The sequence below is a fragment of the Streptomyces sp. NPDC048258 genome, assembly GCF_043201995.1.
Lineage (GTDB): Bacteria > Actinomycetota > Actinomycetes > Streptomycetales > Streptomycetaceae > Streptomyces.
This window is the reverse complement of record NZ_JBICZH010000015.1, coordinates 64,173-79,030: the sequence shown is the minus strand read 5'-3', so window position 1 is coordinate 79,030 and position 14,858 is coordinate 64,173. Positions and strand designations below refer to the sequence as shown.

The following is a 14,858-nucleotide window of genomic DNA, read 5'->3' as shown; positions in this document are numbered from 1 at the left end:
CGGCAGGGGACGCGGGGCCGAGCCCCGGGGAGGTCGGGTCAGGACGGGAGGGCTGTGGCTCCGGGGGCCGGGCTGGACGCCACGCGGGTGGCCCGGCACGTGCCCGAGGCTTCGAGGGCCGCCGCCACCTTCGCGGCGGATTCCGGGTCCCGGACCAGGAAGGCCGTCGTCGGGCCCGATCCGGAGACCAGCGCGGCCAGCGCCCCGGCATCCGTCCCCGCGGCCAGCGTCCCGGCCAGCTGCGGGCGCAGCGACAGGGCCGCCCGCTGGAGGTCGTTCGCCAGTACGGGAGCCAGCGCGTCCGGATCGCCCGAGGCCAGGGCCGCGAGCAGGGCCGGCGAGGCCTCCGGCTCGGGGATCCTCGTACCGGCGGTGAGGCGGTCGAACTCGCGGAACACCGCCGGGGTGGACAGACCCCCGTCGGCCACCGCGAACACCCAGTGGAACGCCCCCGCGTCCACCGGGGTCAGCAGCTCGCCGCGCCCGGTGCCGAGCGCGGCGCCGCCGACGAGGCTGAACGGGACGTCACTGCCCAGCTCCGCGCAGATGTCGAGCAGTTCGGCGCGCGGGGTGCCCAGGCCCCACAGGGTGTCGCAGGCCAGCAGGGCCGCAGCCCCGTCCGCGCTGCCGCCCGCCATGCCGCCCGCGACGGGGATGTTCTTCGCGATGTGGAGGTGGACGGCGGGGTCGATGCCCGCCCGGGCCGCCAGGATCTCGGCGGCGCGCGCGGCGAGGTTGGTGCGGTCCAGGGGGACCTGGTCGGCGTCGGGGCCCGCGCAGGTCACGGTCAGTTCGCCGGCCGGCGTCGCCGTCACCTCGTCGAAGAGCGAGACGGCGAGGAAGACGTTCGCCAGGTCGTGGAAACCGTCGGGGCGGGCCGCGCCCACCGCCAGCTGCACGTTGACCTTCGCGGGGACGCGTACGGTCACGCTCGTACGGGAGCTCACAGGGCGGGCCTCTCCGCCGCGGGCTTGTTCTCGGCGATCGCGGCGAACTCCTCCACCGTCAGCGACTCCCCGCGCGCCTGCGGCGAGACGCCCGCGGCGACGAGCGCGGCCTCGGCTCCGGCCGCCGAGCCGGCCCAGCCGGCCAGCGCGGCGCGCAGCGTCTTGCGGCGCTGCGCGAAGGCCGCGTCCACGACGGCGAAGACCTCGGCCTTGGTCGCGGTGGTCTTGATCGGCTCCGCGCGCCGCACCAGCGAGACGAGGCCGGAGTCGACGTTCGGCGCGGGCCAGAAGACCTTGCGGCCGATGGATCCGGCGCGCTTGACGTGCGCGTACCAGTTGGCCTTGACGGAGGGGACCCCGTACACCTTGTTGCCCGGCTCGGCGGCGAGCCGGTCGGCGACCTCGGCCTGCACCATCACCAGGGTCCGCTCGATGCTCGGGAAGCGGTCGAGCATGGTGAGCAGGACGGGCACGGCCACGTTGTACGGCAGGTTCGCGACGAGCGCGGTCGGCGCCGGGCCGGGCAGTTCGGTGACCAGCATGGCGTCGGAGTGGACCAGCGCGAAGCGGTCCTTGCGCCCGGGCATCCGGGCCTCGATGGTCGCGGGCAGCGCCGCCGCCAGGATGTCGTCGATCTCGACGGCGGTGACCCGGTCGGCGGCCTCCAGCAGCGCGAGCGTCAGCGAGCCCAGCCCCGGTCCGACCTCGACGACCACGTCGTCCGGCCGCACCTCGGCGGTGCGCACGATCCGGCGCACCGTGTTGGCGTCGATGACGAAGTTCTGGCCCTTCTGCTTCGTCGGGCGTACGCCGAGGGCGGCGGCCAGCTCCCGGATGTCGGCGGGGCCGAGAAGGGCGTCAGAAGGGTTCTCGTTGGGCTGCTGCTCTGCGGTGCTCACCGGGTAAGCGTCTCAGATCAGCGGAGTGATCCTGAGCCGGACCACGTGTCCGGCTCAGGACGCGTTCCCATCGTGGAGGGGTGGCGTGGGCGTGGAGGTGGAATCCCGCGCCCAGTGCCGCTCCTCGTGGCCGGTGTCGGCCGGTGGTGGGTGTGCTGATCGTCGTCACGCCCTGGTGCCGGTCGGCTGCGCGGCGCAGCCGCCTCCGGCCCGTGTGAGCGTGTCCCTCCGGACGCTTTCCCGCCGGGCCCGAGGATCTGGCGGGGGAGGGTGTCCGGCGTCGCCTGGGCGTCGGACGTGTTGTGTGGCGCCGGGTGGGTCCGGTCTTGGACCGGTCCTGCCGGCTGGTCTTCGGCGCGCTGGGTGTGATGACCGCGCCCGCTTCGAGTGTGTCCACGACCCTGCGGATGGCCATCACGCCGGTGGTGCGGTCGCAGGCTGTCTTGGCCTGGTGGGTCAGGCCGCGTGCCGCGATGCGCTGCCAGGCGCCCTGGTCGCGGTCTGCCTGCCAGCGGCAGGTGGGGCAGATGGCCCATTTCCAGCCGGGTGTGGTGGGCCGGTCGGGGGCCTTGCGGTGCCGTAGCGGGGTGAGGCACCGGGGGCAGTGCCGGGAGGTGTTCCTGGCCGGGACGGTGACGACGGCCATGCCCGTCTCGGCCGCCAGGTGCCGCATGCGGTCCACGATCTGCCCGCGTACCTGCTGGGACAGGCGCGTGTTGACGCTGTGACCCATGCCACGGGCTTCCAGTGACCGGAGGTCCTCGACGTAGATGACGCTCGCACCGGCGGCGACGGCCTGATCGACCGCCCACCGGGCGGCAGCCCGGGCCAACGCGTCGTTGAGGTTCGACCGGCGCGCGGACACGTACGCGATCTCGTCGCTCAAGACGGTGTGCTTGGCTGCCAGAGCATGCTGCTCGTCCCCGGCAGCCAGCCGCTGGTACTGGTCGGACTTGGCGTGCAAGCGCTCGCCCTGCCGGCGCAGCCGGTGCTGCTTTGCGAGGACACCGGCTGCCCGGAACATGCCCCCGGATCCGAGGGCGGTGATCCGCCCGTCGTCGTGGAGCCGGGCCGCGCCCGCGGTGAGCAGGGTGTTCAAGCCCCAGTCCACACCCAGCGCGACGGTGTGCCCGGTGCGGGCGGCTTTCGGCACCGGGTGGGTGTGAGGGAGATCGACCCGGACACGGCCCTGATGCGGCCATCCCAAGCGGCGCAGTGCCATCCACGCGTTCGACGGCAGCCTCCTGCCCCCGCAGTCCTCCCTGGACGCGAGCACGGCCACATCGGGAGCGTTCCAGTGCGCGGCCAACAGCTCAGCGGCCATGGCCGAGACAAGATCGGCCACCCAGCCGACCCGCTCCGCCAGCACGGAGGACGTCAGCAGCTCACCGCTTTCCTCATCCACACCCGCCCGCAACAGGCCACGGGCGCAAGCGATCCGGGTGGTCTCGCCCTCGGCGAGCGGCAGTTTCCGGCTCAACGCTCGCCCTCCCCCACGCCGGTGCTGTCATCCGATCAACGACACCCCGCGGGAAAGGTCACCCGTTCGATCCACGAACCCGTATCTACGTGAGCCTACGGCCGCAGTGCGGCCACGGACTCGCCCCCCGCTGCACGTAGAGCTTCTTGGCCCGGTAGGTCTGCTCGGCGCCCGAGGCGTCCTGGGGGCGGCCGCTGCCGCCGAGGGCGTGCCAGGTGTGGACGTCGAACTGGTAGAGCCCGCCGTACGTGCCCGAGGGGTCGGTGGCCGACGGCCGGCCGCCGGACTCGCACTGGGCGAGGGCGCCCCAGTTGAGGCCGTCGGCGCCGGAGACCGAGGTCGGCAGCGGCCTCGTGCCGACCTTGACGAGCTGGGTGACGGGCTCGCGGACGGTCTCCTCCGCGATGCGGCGGGGCTTCTGGCGGACTCCGTTGACGGTGCGCAGGCCGTACGTGACCCTGCGCGCCCCGGGGCGGCCGGCCCGCTCGACGACCTCGGTGCCGGCGAAGAGGGTGTCGTCCTCGGTCTTCTCCGTCGCGTACGGGATGCGTTCCTCGCGGACCTCGCGGGTGCCGGTGATGCGGAGCACGGTGACGGTCTGGCCGTCGCGCGGGAAGGCGGTGGCGGGCACGGAGGTGGTGTCCTGGCCGCGCAGGGTGATGCCGGCCTGGTCGAGGGCTTCCTCGACGGTGGCGGCGTTGGTGCGGATGGTGCGTTCGCGGCCGTCGGCCATGAAGGTGACGCTGCGTTCGGTGCGGACGCTGAGGGTCAGGCCGGCGCGGGGGACGGGGGCGGTGCGGGGGGCGGAGAGGTAGGCGCCCTCGGCGCGGATGCCGAACTGGCGCAGGGCGCCCTCGACGGTGCGGGCGGTGGTCCACACCTGGCGCTGCTGTCCGTCGAGGGTGAGGCGCAGGGGGCGGCCGTAGCGGACGACGACCTGTTCGCCGTCGTCGAGGGGTTCGCCGGGGGCGGGGGCGACGAGGTCGTGCGGTCCGACGCCGAGGCCTTCGGCGGCCAGCAGTTCGCCGATGTCGTCGGCGAAGGTGTGGAGGTTGCGGGGGACGCCGTCCACGGTGAGCCGTACCGACTTGTCGGCGGCGACGAAGGCGGTGGTACCGCCGGCGAGGAAGGCGACGACCAGCGCCTGGGGCACGATCCGCCGCCAGGTCCCTCCCGGGGTGGTGGGGATGAGCACCGCGGGCCCCGCGGCCCGGCTGCGGGAGCGGCGACCCGTACCGGTGCCGGCGCCGCCGGCCACCGGGTCCGCCGCCCGGCGCCGGCCGGTCCCCGCCGGGGGCTCGGCGATGGTGGTAGGGCCACGGCCCCGGCGGCCCGGGCCCCCCGTACCGGCGTCGGCGTCGTACGTCGGCGCGGAGGCGGGTTCCGCGGCCCGGCGGCGGCCCGAGCCGGGCCCGAGCGCCGCGCCGGGCCACTCGCTCTCCGGGACCCCGGCCCGCGGCCACCCGGCGGGGTCCGGCGGGGCCGAACGGCCACGGGCCCGGCGGCCCGAGCCCGGCGCGGCGGCCTCGTCGGGCCACTCGGTGTCCGGGGCAGCCTCAGCGGCCGGCTGGGCGGTGGATGTCGGCGGGACCGGACCGCCACGGGCTCGGCGGCCGCCCGCGCCGGGCCCGAGCGCCGCGCCGGGCCACTCGCTCTCCGGGACCCCGGCCGGCGGCCACCCGGCGGGGTCCGGCGGGGCCGAGCTGCCGCGGGCGCGGCGGCGGGCTGCCCGCCGGTCGCCGCCGCGCGGCGCGGGGACCGCGGGCTCCGGAAGCCCCGCTCCGGCCGACCATGGCGCGGGCTCCGGATCCCCCGCCGCGGCGGGCCAGGCCACGGACTCCGGGTCTGCGGCTTCGGCCGTCCAGACCACGGGCTCCGGATCCGCCGCTCCGGCCGGCCAGGCCACGGGCTCGGCCTCGTACGCCCCCGGGACGGGACCGCCGCGGTGGTGACTGCCCTGTGTTTCGCTCACGAAGCTCGCTCCACTGGTCCGGACCCTCATGGCTCGGGCACGGCACCATAGCGGAGGAGTCGTCACGCTCCAAAGTTGTGTGACTACACAGGGTGTCGGGGTGGTGGAGGGGTCAGTACCCGAAGGCGCGAGCCGTGTTGGCGGCCAGCGCGGTGGCCATGGCGTCCTCGTCGAGGCCGCGGACCGCCGCCATCGCCCGGACCGTCAGCGGAATGAGGTACGGCGCGTTGGGCCGTCCGCGGTACGGCGCCGGGGTCAGGTACGGCGCGTCCGTCTCGACGAGGACCAGCTCCAGCGGGGCCACGGCCAGGGCCTCGCGCAGCGGCGCCGCGTTCTTGAAGGTGACGGTCCCGGCGAAGGACATGTAGTACCCGGCGGCGGCGCACTCGCGGGCCATCTCGGCGTCCCCGGAGTAGCAGTGGAAGACGGTGCGCTCCGGCGCGCCCTCCTCCCGCAGCACGCGCAGCACGTCGGCGTGCGCCTCGCGGTCGTGGATGACGAGGGCCTTGCCCTGCCTCTTGGCGATCTCGATGTGGGCGCGGAAGGAACGCTCCTGCGCGGCCATCCCCTCCGGCCCGGTACGGAAGTAGTCCAGCCCGGTCTCGCCGACGGCCTTGACGTGGTCGAGCGCCGCGAGGGCCTCGATCTCGGCGAGCGCGTCGTCGAGCGCGGCCTCGCCGCCGCCGGTCCGGGCGCCCTGCCTCGACCAGCCGTCGGGGTCCCCGTGGACGATCCGGGGGGCTTCGTTCGGGTGAAGGGCCACGGCCGCGTGGACGTTCTCGTACGCGGCGGCCGTCTCGGCGGCCCACCGGGAGCCCTTCACGTCGCAGCCCACCTGGACGACCGTGGCCACGCCCACCGAGGCGGCCTTCGCGAGGCCCTCCTCGACGGTGCCGGACTGCATGTCCAGGTGGGTGTGCGAGTCCGCCACCGCCACCCGGAGGGGCTCGGGCAGCGGCGGCGGTGCGTCCTTCGAAGCAGAGGAAGAGCTCATACGGCCGATCTTATGACCGGCGGAACAGCGCCAGCAGACGGGAGATCAGGCCTCCGCGCTTCTCGGACTCGTCGATGGCGACGGGTCCGGGGGCGTCGTGGCGGGACGCCTTGTGCGGCTTCGGGGGCCGGGGGACGTCCGCGCCCGCCGGGACGGGCCCGGCGATCCCGGGCGCGATGCGGTGGTGGTAGAGCTGGTCGATCGTGCCGAGCACCGAGGAGACCTGGCCCGCGCGCATGATGCGTACGACGTGTCCGCCGCAGTTCAGGCAGGTCGGGTTGGACAGCGGGGAGGGCACCCGCTCACCCTTGACCGTGTACATGATGAACGGCTGGCCCATGCCGTCGACGTGGTGTTCTATCGCGTACGCCTGCTCCCAGCCGTACCCGCACCTCATGCAGGCGAAGGAGTACGCCTCGTGCACGGTCTGCACGCCGGCCTGGGCGGGTACGACGGAGACGGGTACGGGGGTGTCAGCGATCTCACTCATGCCAGCTCCTCTTGTTCCACTGGTGCCATTGCCAGTGGACGCCTCTTCGGGCGGGAGCGCATCAGGCCCTGTCTAGTGTTGGACGGTCTTTGGGCGACTCATGCCCAAAGCGCCCGGTGCGCGGTCTGAGCTTTGCCTTTCAGGTTAGCTCTTTACCGACTTACGGCACCTTTTGTGCCGCATTCTTTGCCGCGACGACCGCGTCGAACACCTCGCGCTTGGGTACGCCGGCCTCGGCGGCGACCGCCGCGATGGCCTCCTTGCGACGCTCCCCCGCCTCTTCGCGCACCCGCACCCTGCGCACCAGCTCCTCGTCGTCCACGTCTCCGGGGGCGGCCGCCGCGGCGCCCTCGACGACGACGGTGATCTCCCCGCGGACGCCCTCGGCGGCCCAGGCCGCCAGCTCGCCGAGCCCGCCGCGCTTGACCTCCTCGTAGGTCTTGGTCAGCTCGCGGCACACGGCGGCTCGGCGCTCGGCGCCGAAGACCTCGGCCATCGCGGCCAGGGTGTCGTCGAGCCGGTGCGGGGCCTCGAAGTAGACGAGCGTGCGGCGCTCGCCCTCGACCTCGCGCAGCCGGCCGAGGCGCTCGCCCGCCTTGCGCGGCAGGAACCCCTCGAAGCAGAACCGGTCCACCGGCAGTCCGGACATCGCCAGCGCGGTGAGCACCGCGGAGGGCCCGGGGACGGCGGTGACCTTGATGTCCTTCTCGACGGCGGCGGCGACCAGCCGGTAGCCGGGGTCGGAGACCGAGGGCATCCCGGCGTCGGTCACCAGCAGTACGCGCGCCCCGCCGGCCAGGGCCTCGACCAGCTCCGGGGTGCGGGCCGACTCGTTGCCCTCGAAGTACGACAGGACACGCCCGGTGGTGTGCACGCCGAGCCCCTGGGTCAGCCGGCGCAGCCGCCGGGTGTCCTCGGCGGCGATCACGTCGGCCCGCTCCAGCTCGGCCGCGAGCCGCGGAGGGGCGTCCGCGAGGTCGCCGATCGGGGTACCGGCGAGGACGAGGACGCCTGCCGGAGAGGTGGGCTCGGTACCGCGGGGCTGGTCAGTTGTCACCCGTCCATCCTCTCAGTCCCGCGCCCCGACCCTCCCCGCCACTGGGGTACTCACAGATCCTTTCCCTACGATGGGCCGGTGACCAAGACCGCGACGCCGCCGCCCAGCCCCGCGGGGGCCCCTCCCGCCCCGCCGGCGGGACCGGGGGAAGAGCCGCCCACCTGGCTGCGCCGCCTGCGCGCCTTCGGCTACGCGCCGCACGGCGCCGCGTCGCGGCGCGCGGACGTCCGCACCCGCCTGGTGCCCCCGTACGCCCAGCCGTCCCCGCAGCTGTGGATGACCTTCGGCCTGCCGCGGCAGGTGTGGGGCACGTGGCAGCGCATCCTGGCGTGGGCGGGGCCGCTGCTCGTGGCGCTGGTCGCCGGGGTGCTGCGGTTCGCGCACCTGGGCAGCCCCAAGGCGGTGATATTCGACGAGACGTACTACGCCAAGGACGCCTGGGCCACGATCAAGCAGGGCTACGAGGCGAGCTGGCCCAAGGACATCGACAAGTCGATCCTCGCCAACCCGGACGGGGTCAGCCTGCCCCTGGACCCGGGCTACGTCGTGCACCCGCCCGTCGGCAAGTGGGTCATCGGGCTCGGCGAGTGGATGTTCGGCTTCACCCCGTTCGGCTGGCGGTTCATGACCGCCGTGCTCGGCACCCTCTCGGTGCTGATGCTGTGCCGGATCGGGCGGCGCCTCTTCCGCTCGACGTTCCTGGGTTGCCTGGCGGGGGCGCTGCTCGCGGTGGACGGCCTGCACCTGGTGATGAGCCGCACCGCGCTGCTCGACCTGGTGCTGATGTTCTTCGTGCTCGCCGCCTTCGGGGCGCTGCTCATCGACCGGGACAAGGCTCGGCGCAGACTCGCGGACGCGCTCCCGGTGGACGAGGAGGGCCGGACCCGGCCCGACATGAGGATCGCCGAGACGCTGCGGCTGGGCTGGCGCCCGTACCGGATCCTGGCCGGGGTCTGCCTGGGCCTGGCCGCGGGCACGAAGTGGAACGGCTTCGTCGTGCTGGCCTTCTTCGGCGTCCTCACGGTGCTGTGGGACGCGGCCGCGCGGCGCACCGCGGGCGCGGGCGCCCCGTACACGGCGATGCTGCGCCGCGACGCGCTGCCCGCCTTCCTGTCGACGGTCCCGGTCGCGGCCGTGACGTACCTGGCCTCCTGGTCGGGCTGGATCCTCAGCCCGGACAACGGCAAGGGCGGCTACCTGCGCGACTGGGCGGCCAAGAACGACCAGGGCAGCGCGCTGTCGTTCCTGCCGGAGTGGCTGCGCAGCCTGTGGCACTACGAGACCGAGGTGTACAAGTTCCACGTCGGTCTGACGTCGGGGCACACCTACGAGTCGAACCCGTGGAGCTGGCTGGTCCTGGGCCGGCCCGTGTCGTACTTCTACGAGTCCCCCGAGCCGGGCACCGACGGCTGCCCGGCGACGGAGGCGGGCAAGTGCGCCCGCGAGGTGCTGGCCCTGGGCACGCCGCTGCTGTGGTGGGCGGGCTGCTTCGCGCTGCTGTACGTGCTGTGGCGGTGGTTCTTCCGCCGCGACTGGCGGGCCGGCGCGATCGCGTGCGCGCTGGGCGCGGGCCTGCTGCCCTGGTTCAACTACCAGGAGCGGACCATCTTCTTCTTCTACGCGGTGGTCTTCGTCCCGTACCTGTGCCTGGCGGTGGCGATGATGATCGGCGCGCTGCTGGGTCCGGCGGGCTCGACCGAGAGACGGCGGACGCTGGGCGCGATCGGGGCGGGTGTGCTGGTCCTGCTGATCGTGTGGAACTTCATCTACTTCTGGCCCATCTTCACGGGCCAGACCCTTCCGATGGACTCCTGGCGGGCCCGCATGTGGCTGGACACCTGGGTGTAGCGGGGCGACTCGTACGGCGTCCGCAGGAGGGCCTTCCCGTAGCGGGAGGGCCCTCCTGCCGTGTCACCGGCGCTTTTCGGCCATCGATGTTCCGGTCCGGTAACAAGGGTGCACCCGCCTGCTCGCGGAGCGTAAGGTCCGCACCAGAGGTTCTTTGAACATGTTCAGAGAACGGGGACTCTGAAGGGGACACAAGTGAACGGGGTAGCGAAGGGCGCCATCGTCGGCGGGGTATTCCTCGCGATGGTCGGCGGCGCCGGATACGGGGTGTACGCCCTGGTCGGGGACGCCGGCGACGGCAACGGCAAGGGGGGCGGGCAGGCCGAGGCCTCCGCCCGGTCGGAGAAGGGCAGCGGGCCCGTCACCGAGAAGGAGACCGCCGCGACCGCCAAGGCCTTCCTGGCGGCGTGGGCGGCGGGGGACGAACAGGCGGCCGCCGCCCTGACGAACAACGAGCAGGCCGCCCGGACCGCGGTGGCGGACTTCAGGGCCAAGGCGTACGTGTCCAAGGCCGCGATCACCCCCGGGACGCCGAAGGGCGACACCGTGCCCTTCACGGTCGCCGCGGAGATCACGTACGAGGGCACGACCAAGCCCCTCGCCTACGACTCCCAGCTGACCGTGGTGCGCGGCCTGACCAGCGGAAAACCGCTGGTCGACTGGCAGGCCTCGGTGATCCACCCGCAGCTCCAGCGGGACGAGAAACTGCGCGCGGGCGCCCCGGCGAGCCCGCCGGTCAAGGCGGTCGACCGCAACGGCGAGGAGCTGCCGGCGGAGAAGTACCCCTCGCTGCGGCCCGTCCTCGACGAACTGCGCGAGGCGTACGGAGCCAAGGCGGGCGGCAAGGCGGGCGCCGAGGTCTGGATCGAGCCGGCGGACCAGAACGCGGCCAAGCGGACCCTGCTGACCCTGGTCGAGGGAGAGCCGAGCGTCCTCAAGACGTATCTGGACGCGAAGGTCCAGGCGGCGGCCGAAAAGGCGGTCGCCGGGTTCCCCGAGGCCTCCGTGGTCGCGATCAAGCCGAGCACCGGGCACATCCTGGCCGTGGCCAACAACCGCAAGGACGGCTACAACGCGGCGATGCGGGGCAACCGGGCGCCCGGCTCCACGATGAAGATCGTGACGGGGGCGATGCTGCTGGACCGCGGCCTGGTCGCGGCCGACAAGCCGGCGGAGTGCCCGAAGGAGGTGTCCTGGGGCGGCCGTCCGTTCCACAACCTGAACAACTTCGACCTCCCGGCCGGCACCAACTTCGCGACCTCGTTCGCCCGGTCCTGCAACACCGCCTTCATCAAGCAGATCAAGCCCGTCGACGACGACTCCGCGCTGCCGAAGGAGGCCACGGAGGTCTTCGGCATCGGGCTGGACTGGAAGACGGGCATCAAGACCACCGACGGCAAGGTCCCGCCGGCGACGGGCGCGGCGGCGGCCGCCGAGTACATCGGGCAGGGCCAGATCACCATGAACCCGATGAACGTCGCCTCCATCACGGCGACCGCCCGCACGGGCGTGTTCCGCCAGCCGCTGCTGGTCTCCCCGGACCTCGACGGCCGTACGATCGCGACGGCCCAGCGCCGGATGAAGCCCTCGGTGCAGCAGCAGCTGGTCTCGATGATGAAGCTGACGGCGACCAGCGGCACCGCCCGTGAGGCGATGGCCTCGGTCGGCGGCTCGGACAAGGGCGCGAAGACCGGCTCCGCGGAGGTCGACGGCGCGGGCAGCCCCGACAGCTGGTTCACGGGCTTCAGCGGCGACGTGGCCGCGGCGGCGATGGTCGAGGCCGGCGGCCACGGCGGCGACTCGGCGGGCCCGATCGTGGCCGCGGTGCTGAACGCCGGATGAACCCACCGGCGGCGGGGGGCGGGGGACTCCGTCCGGCGGTGGGCGGGGCGCGCCCCTCCCGCCTGCGGGGGCGTAGGGGAAACCGTTCGCCCGGCCGGCCCGCAGAGCGCTAGCGTGCCCGCATGACGACCACCACCCCGCACCCCCTGTTCGCCGAGGCCCTGGCCGGGCTGGGCCTCGAACTCACCGTCCGGGCCTTCCCCGAGGGGACCCGTACCGCGGCCGACGCGGCCGCCGCGATCGGCTGTGAGCTGAGCCAGATCGTCAAGTCGCTGATCTTCGCCGCGGACGGGGTCCCGGTGCTGGTCCTGATGGACGGGGCCTCGCGGGTCGACGTGGAGGCGGTACGCCGGGAGCTCGGCGCCGGGAAGGTCACCCGGGCGGACGCGGCCGTGGTCCGCGAGACCACCGGTTACGCCATCGGCGGGGTCCCGCCCTTCGGGCACCGCAACCGCACCCGGGTGCTGGCCGACACGCGGCTGCTCGACCACGACGTGGTCTGGGCGGCCGCCGGCACCCCGAACACCGTGTTCCCGATGGGACCGCAGGAACTCGTAGAACACGCCGGCGCCACACTCGCCGACGTACGGGAAGTCACCGGCTGAGCCTCAGGAAGCCAGGGCCGAGCGCAGGGCCCGTACGAGGGCCTGCGCACGCGGGTCGGCCGTGACCGACTTGGCGTGGGCGTTGGTGACGTAGCCGAAGCCGATGCCCGAATCCGGGTCCGCGAACGCCAGTGAGCCACCGCGGCCCGGGTGGCCGAAGGAGGCGGGGGACAGCAGCGGCGAGGCCGGGCCGTGCAGCATGTAGCCGGGGCCGAAGCGGGTGTTCACGACCAGCACCCGGTCGGGTCCGGCCGAGAACTCCCGCGCGGCCAGCGCCGTGGTGGCCGGTGTGAAGATCCGCGCGCCGTCCTCCACCACGCCGATGGTGGCCCCGTAGAAGCGGGCCAGGGCTCGGGCCGTGCCGATGCCCGCCGAGCCCGGGAGCTCGGCCGCCTGGTAGGCGGGGTCGTTCTCGTCCGGCACGGGGTCGATGGCCGCGAAGGCGCGGCGGGTGAGGGAGTCCGGGTCGGCGTAGGCCTCGGAAACGTTTCGCCTCGGCCGGGTCCTGAGCAGGCCGGCGCTCTCCGGCGGGTCGACCGGGGCCACCCGGCCCACCCGGTGGGCCTGCGCCTCCGGCAGGCCGATCCAGAAGTCCAGGCCCAGCGGCTCCGCCATCTCCTCGGCCAGGATGCCTCCCACCGTGCGGCCGGTCGCCCGCAGCACCAGCTCGGACACCAGCCAGCTGAAGGTCTGCGCGTGGTAGCCGTGCTCGGTGCCGGGCTCCCAGAAGGCCTGCTGCGCGGCGACCGCACGCGGTCCGGAGACCCCGTCCGCGGCCTCGGCCACGGTCAGTCCGCGGTCCAGGGCCGGGACTCCCGCGCGGTGCGCGAGCAGGTCACGGACCAAGGTCCTGTCCTTGCCGCCCGCCTTGAACTCCGGCCAGTACGAGGCCACGGGCGCGTCCAGGTCGAGCAGTCCGCGCTGGTGCAGCAGCAGCGGGACGGCGGCGGCCACGCCCTTGGTCGCGGAGCGGACGATCTGCGCGGTGTCCTCGGTCCACGGCTCCGTGCCGTTCGCGTCCTTGGTCCCGCCCCAGAGGTCGACGACCTTGCGCCCGTCCCGGTACACGGCCACGGCCGCGCCCCGGTCACCGAGCACCTCGAAGTTGCGTACGAACGCGTCCCTGACGGGCTCGAAGCCCTCCGTCACCACACCCTGGATGTCCACGGGCAGTCCAACAACCGGCGACCGGTGCTTATGCCACCGATACCGAACGGGGATCGAAGCCGAAGGGCAGCTCAAGGCGGTGGGCCCGCATGAGGGGCTCGTCGCACAGGAGGTCCTGGGTGCGGCCGTCGGCCGTGATCGCGCCCTCGCTCAGGATGACCGAGCGCGGGCACAGCTCCAGCGCGTACGGCAGGTCGTGCGTCACCATCAGGACCGTGACGTCCAGCGAGCGCAGGATGTCGGCGAGCTCGCGCCGCGAGGCCGGGTCCAGGTTGGACGAGGGCTCGTCCAGGACCAGGATCTCGGGCCGCATGGCCAGGACGGTCGCCACCGCGACCCGGCGGCGCTGTCCGAAGGACAGGTGGTGCGGGGGCCGGTCGGCGAATCCGGCCATCCCGACCTGCTCCAGCGCCTCCCGGACCCGCTCCTCCAGCTCGGCGCCGCGCAGGCCGGCCGCGGCCGGGCCGAAGGCCACGTCCTCGCGGACGGTCGGCATGAACAGCTGGTCGTCGGGGTCCTGGAAGACGATCCCGACCCGGCGCCGGATCTCGGCGAGGTTGCGCTTCTCCACCGGCAGCCCGGCCACGGTCACGGTGCCGACGCCGCCGCTCAGGATGCCGTTGAGGTGCAGCACGAGGGTGGTCTTGCCGGCGCCGTTCGGGCCGAGCAGGGCCACCCGCTCACCTTGCGCGACGGTCAGGTCGACCCCGAAGAGGGCCTGGTGCCCGTCGGGGTAGGCGTACGCGAGGCCGGTCACTTCCAGCGAGGGCGAGGGGGTACTGGTCACGGGGTCGGTCACAGGGTCCATCCCATCAGACAGACGGCGAGCGCCGTCACCGGGAGCGCGGCCGCGTACGCCCACTGCGCGCGCGTGGCCACCGCCTCGTCGATCACCGGCATCGAACCGGCGTAGCCGCGGCTGACCATCGCCAGGTAGACCCGCTCGCCGCGCTCGTAGGAGCGGATGAACAGCGCGCCCGCCGTCTTGGCCAGCACCCCCCAGTGCCGGATCCCCCGCGCCTCGAACCCGCGCGAGCGCCGGGCGACGGACATCCGCCGCAGCTCCCCGGTGACCACGTCGCCGTACCGGATCATGAACGAGGCGATCTGCACCAGCAGCGGCGGCAGCTTCAGCCGCTGCAGTCCCAGCAGCAGCGCCCGCAGCTCCGTCGTCGAGGCGAGCAGTACGGACGCGGCCACCCCGAGCGTGCCCTTGGCCAGGACGTTCCAGGCGCCCCACAGTCCGGAGACGCTGAGCGACAGGCCCAGTACGTCCACCCGCTCGCCCTCGGCCACGAACGGCATCAGCACCGCGAACGCCACGAACGGGATCTCGATCAGCAGCCGCCGCAGCAGGAAGCCGGCCGGTACCCGGGCCGCGGCCGCGACCCCGGCGAGCAGGACGGCGTACAGCCCGAAGGCCCACACCGCCTCGCGCGGTGTGGACACGACGACGACCACGAACGCGAAGGTCGCGGCGAGCTTGCAGTGCGGCGGCAGCGCGTGCACCGGTGAGTGCCCGTGCCGGTAGAGCCGGTGGGCGTGGCCCGCGCCCAT

The 14,858-nt window shown here is 73.7% G+C and carries 13 protein-coding genes; 3 read left to right on the top strand and 10 right to left on the bottom strand.

Annotated elements, in window-relative coordinates; genetic code table 11:
• Window positions 1–38 precede the first annotated feature (38 nt).
• The 7 genes from ACGFYQ_RS29215 to rsmI all read right to left on the bottom strand — a co-directional run bounded on the left by ACGFYQ_RS29215 (window position 39) and on the right by rsmI (window position 7,839).
• Window positions 39–947, bottom strand: coding sequence for a 4-(cytidine 5'-diphospho)-2-C-methyl-D-erythritol kinase (locus ACGFYQ_RS29215; protein WP_393749002.1), 909 nt, complete (start codon window positions 945–947; stop codon window positions 39–41).
• The gene (rsmA, locus tag ACGFYQ_RS29210) at window positions 944–1,846 is read right to left on the bottom strand and encodes a 16S rRNA (adenine(1518)-N(6)/adenine(1519)-N(6))-dimethyltransferase RsmA (protein ID WP_328926090.1); all 903 of its coding nucleotides are present in this window, start codon (window positions 1,844–1,846) and stop codon (window positions 944–946) included. The genes ACGFYQ_RS29215 and rsmA overlap by 4 nt, the downstream gene beginning before the upstream one ends.
• A complete protein-coding gene (locus ACGFYQ_RS29205; RefSeq protein WP_393748999.1) occupies window positions 1,806–3,326 on the bottom strand; it encodes a zinc ribbon domain-containing protein in 1,521 nt (506 codons plus the stop codon). Before ACGFYQ_RS29205 ends, rsmA begins: the two co-directional genes overlap by 41 nt.
• 85 nt (window positions 3,327–3,411) lie before the next feature.
• The gene (locus ACGFYQ_RS29200) at window positions 3,412–4,632 is read right to left on the bottom strand and encodes a ubiquitin-like domain-containing protein (RefSeq protein WP_393749211.1); all 1,221 of its coding nucleotides are present in this window, start codon (window positions 4,630–4,632) and stop codon (window positions 3,412–3,414) included.
• A 778-nt stretch (window positions 4,633–5,410) separates the two neighbouring features.
• On the bottom strand, window positions 5,411–6,292 hold the full coding sequence (locus tag ACGFYQ_RS29195; protein WP_393748997.1) for a TatD family hydrolase: 882 nt from the start codon (window positions 6,290–6,292) through the stop codon (window positions 5,411–5,413).
• A gap of 10 nt (window positions 6,293–6,302) precedes the next feature.
• Window positions 6,303–6,782 (bottom strand): hypothetical protein, encoded by a 480-nt coding sequence (locus tag ACGFYQ_RS29190; protein ID WP_393748995.1) that lies wholly within the window; start codon window positions 6,780–6,782, stop codon window positions 6,303–6,305.
• Window positions 6,783–6,942: 160 nt separating this feature from the next.
• Window positions 6,943–7,839 (bottom strand): 16S rRNA (cytidine(1402)-2'-O)-methyltransferase, encoded by an 897-nt coding sequence (rsmI, locus tag ACGFYQ_RS29185; RefSeq protein ID WP_393748993.1) that lies wholly within the window; start codon window positions 7,837–7,839, stop codon window positions 6,943–6,945.
• A gap of 78 nt (window positions 7,840–7,917) precedes the next feature.
• Between rsmI and ACGFYQ_RS29180 the strand changes: the two genes are divergently transcribed.
• From ACGFYQ_RS29180 to ACGFYQ_RS29170, 3 genes are all read left to right on the top strand, one after another.
• The gene (locus tag ACGFYQ_RS29180; protein WP_393748991.1) at window positions 7,918–9,687 is read left to right on the top strand and encodes a dolichyl-phosphate-mannose--protein mannosyltransferase; all 1,770 of its coding nucleotides are present in this window, start codon (window positions 7,918–7,920) and stop codon (window positions 9,685–9,687) included.
• A 195-nt stretch (window positions 9,688–9,882) separates the two neighbouring features.
• The gene (locus ACGFYQ_RS29175; RefSeq protein WP_393748989.1) at window positions 9,883–11,529 is read left to right on the top strand and encodes a penicillin-binding transpeptidase domain-containing protein; all 1,647 of its coding nucleotides are present in this window, start codon (window positions 9,883–9,885) and stop codon (window positions 11,527–11,529) included.
• Window positions 11,530–11,651: 122 nt separating this feature from the next.
• The gene (locus ACGFYQ_RS29170; protein ID WP_393748987.1) at window positions 11,652–12,134 is read left to right on the top strand and encodes a YbaK/EbsC family protein; all 483 of its coding nucleotides are present in this window, start codon (window positions 11,652–11,654) and stop codon (window positions 12,132–12,134) included.
• A gap of 3 nt (window positions 12,135–12,137) precedes the next feature.
• Here ACGFYQ_RS29170 and ACGFYQ_RS29165 read toward each other — a convergent pair whose 3' ends face one another.
• From ACGFYQ_RS29165 to cbiQ, 3 genes are read right to left on the bottom strand one after another with little or no spacing between them, the layout of a single operon-like run.
• Window positions 12,138–13,301 carry a serine hydrolase domain-containing protein gene (locus ACGFYQ_RS29165; RefSeq protein ID WP_393748985.1) on the bottom strand — a complete coding sequence of 388 codons (1,164 nt, stop codon included), beginning with the start codon at window positions 13,299–13,301 and terminating at the stop codon, window positions 12,138–12,140.
• A gap of 28 nt (window positions 13,302–13,329) precedes the next feature.
• On the bottom strand, window positions 13,330–14,109 hold the full coding sequence (locus tag ACGFYQ_RS29160; RefSeq protein ID WP_393748983.1) for an energy-coupling factor ABC transporter ATP-binding protein: 780 nt from the start codon (window positions 14,107–14,109) through the stop codon (window positions 13,330–13,332).
• Window positions 14,097–14,858, bottom strand: a complete 762-nt coding sequence (cbiQ, locus tag ACGFYQ_RS29155; protein WP_393748981.1) for a cobalt ECF transporter T component CbiQ — start codon at window positions 14,856–14,858, stop codon at window positions 14,097–14,099. Before cbiQ ends, ACGFYQ_RS29160 begins: the two co-directional genes overlap by 13 nt.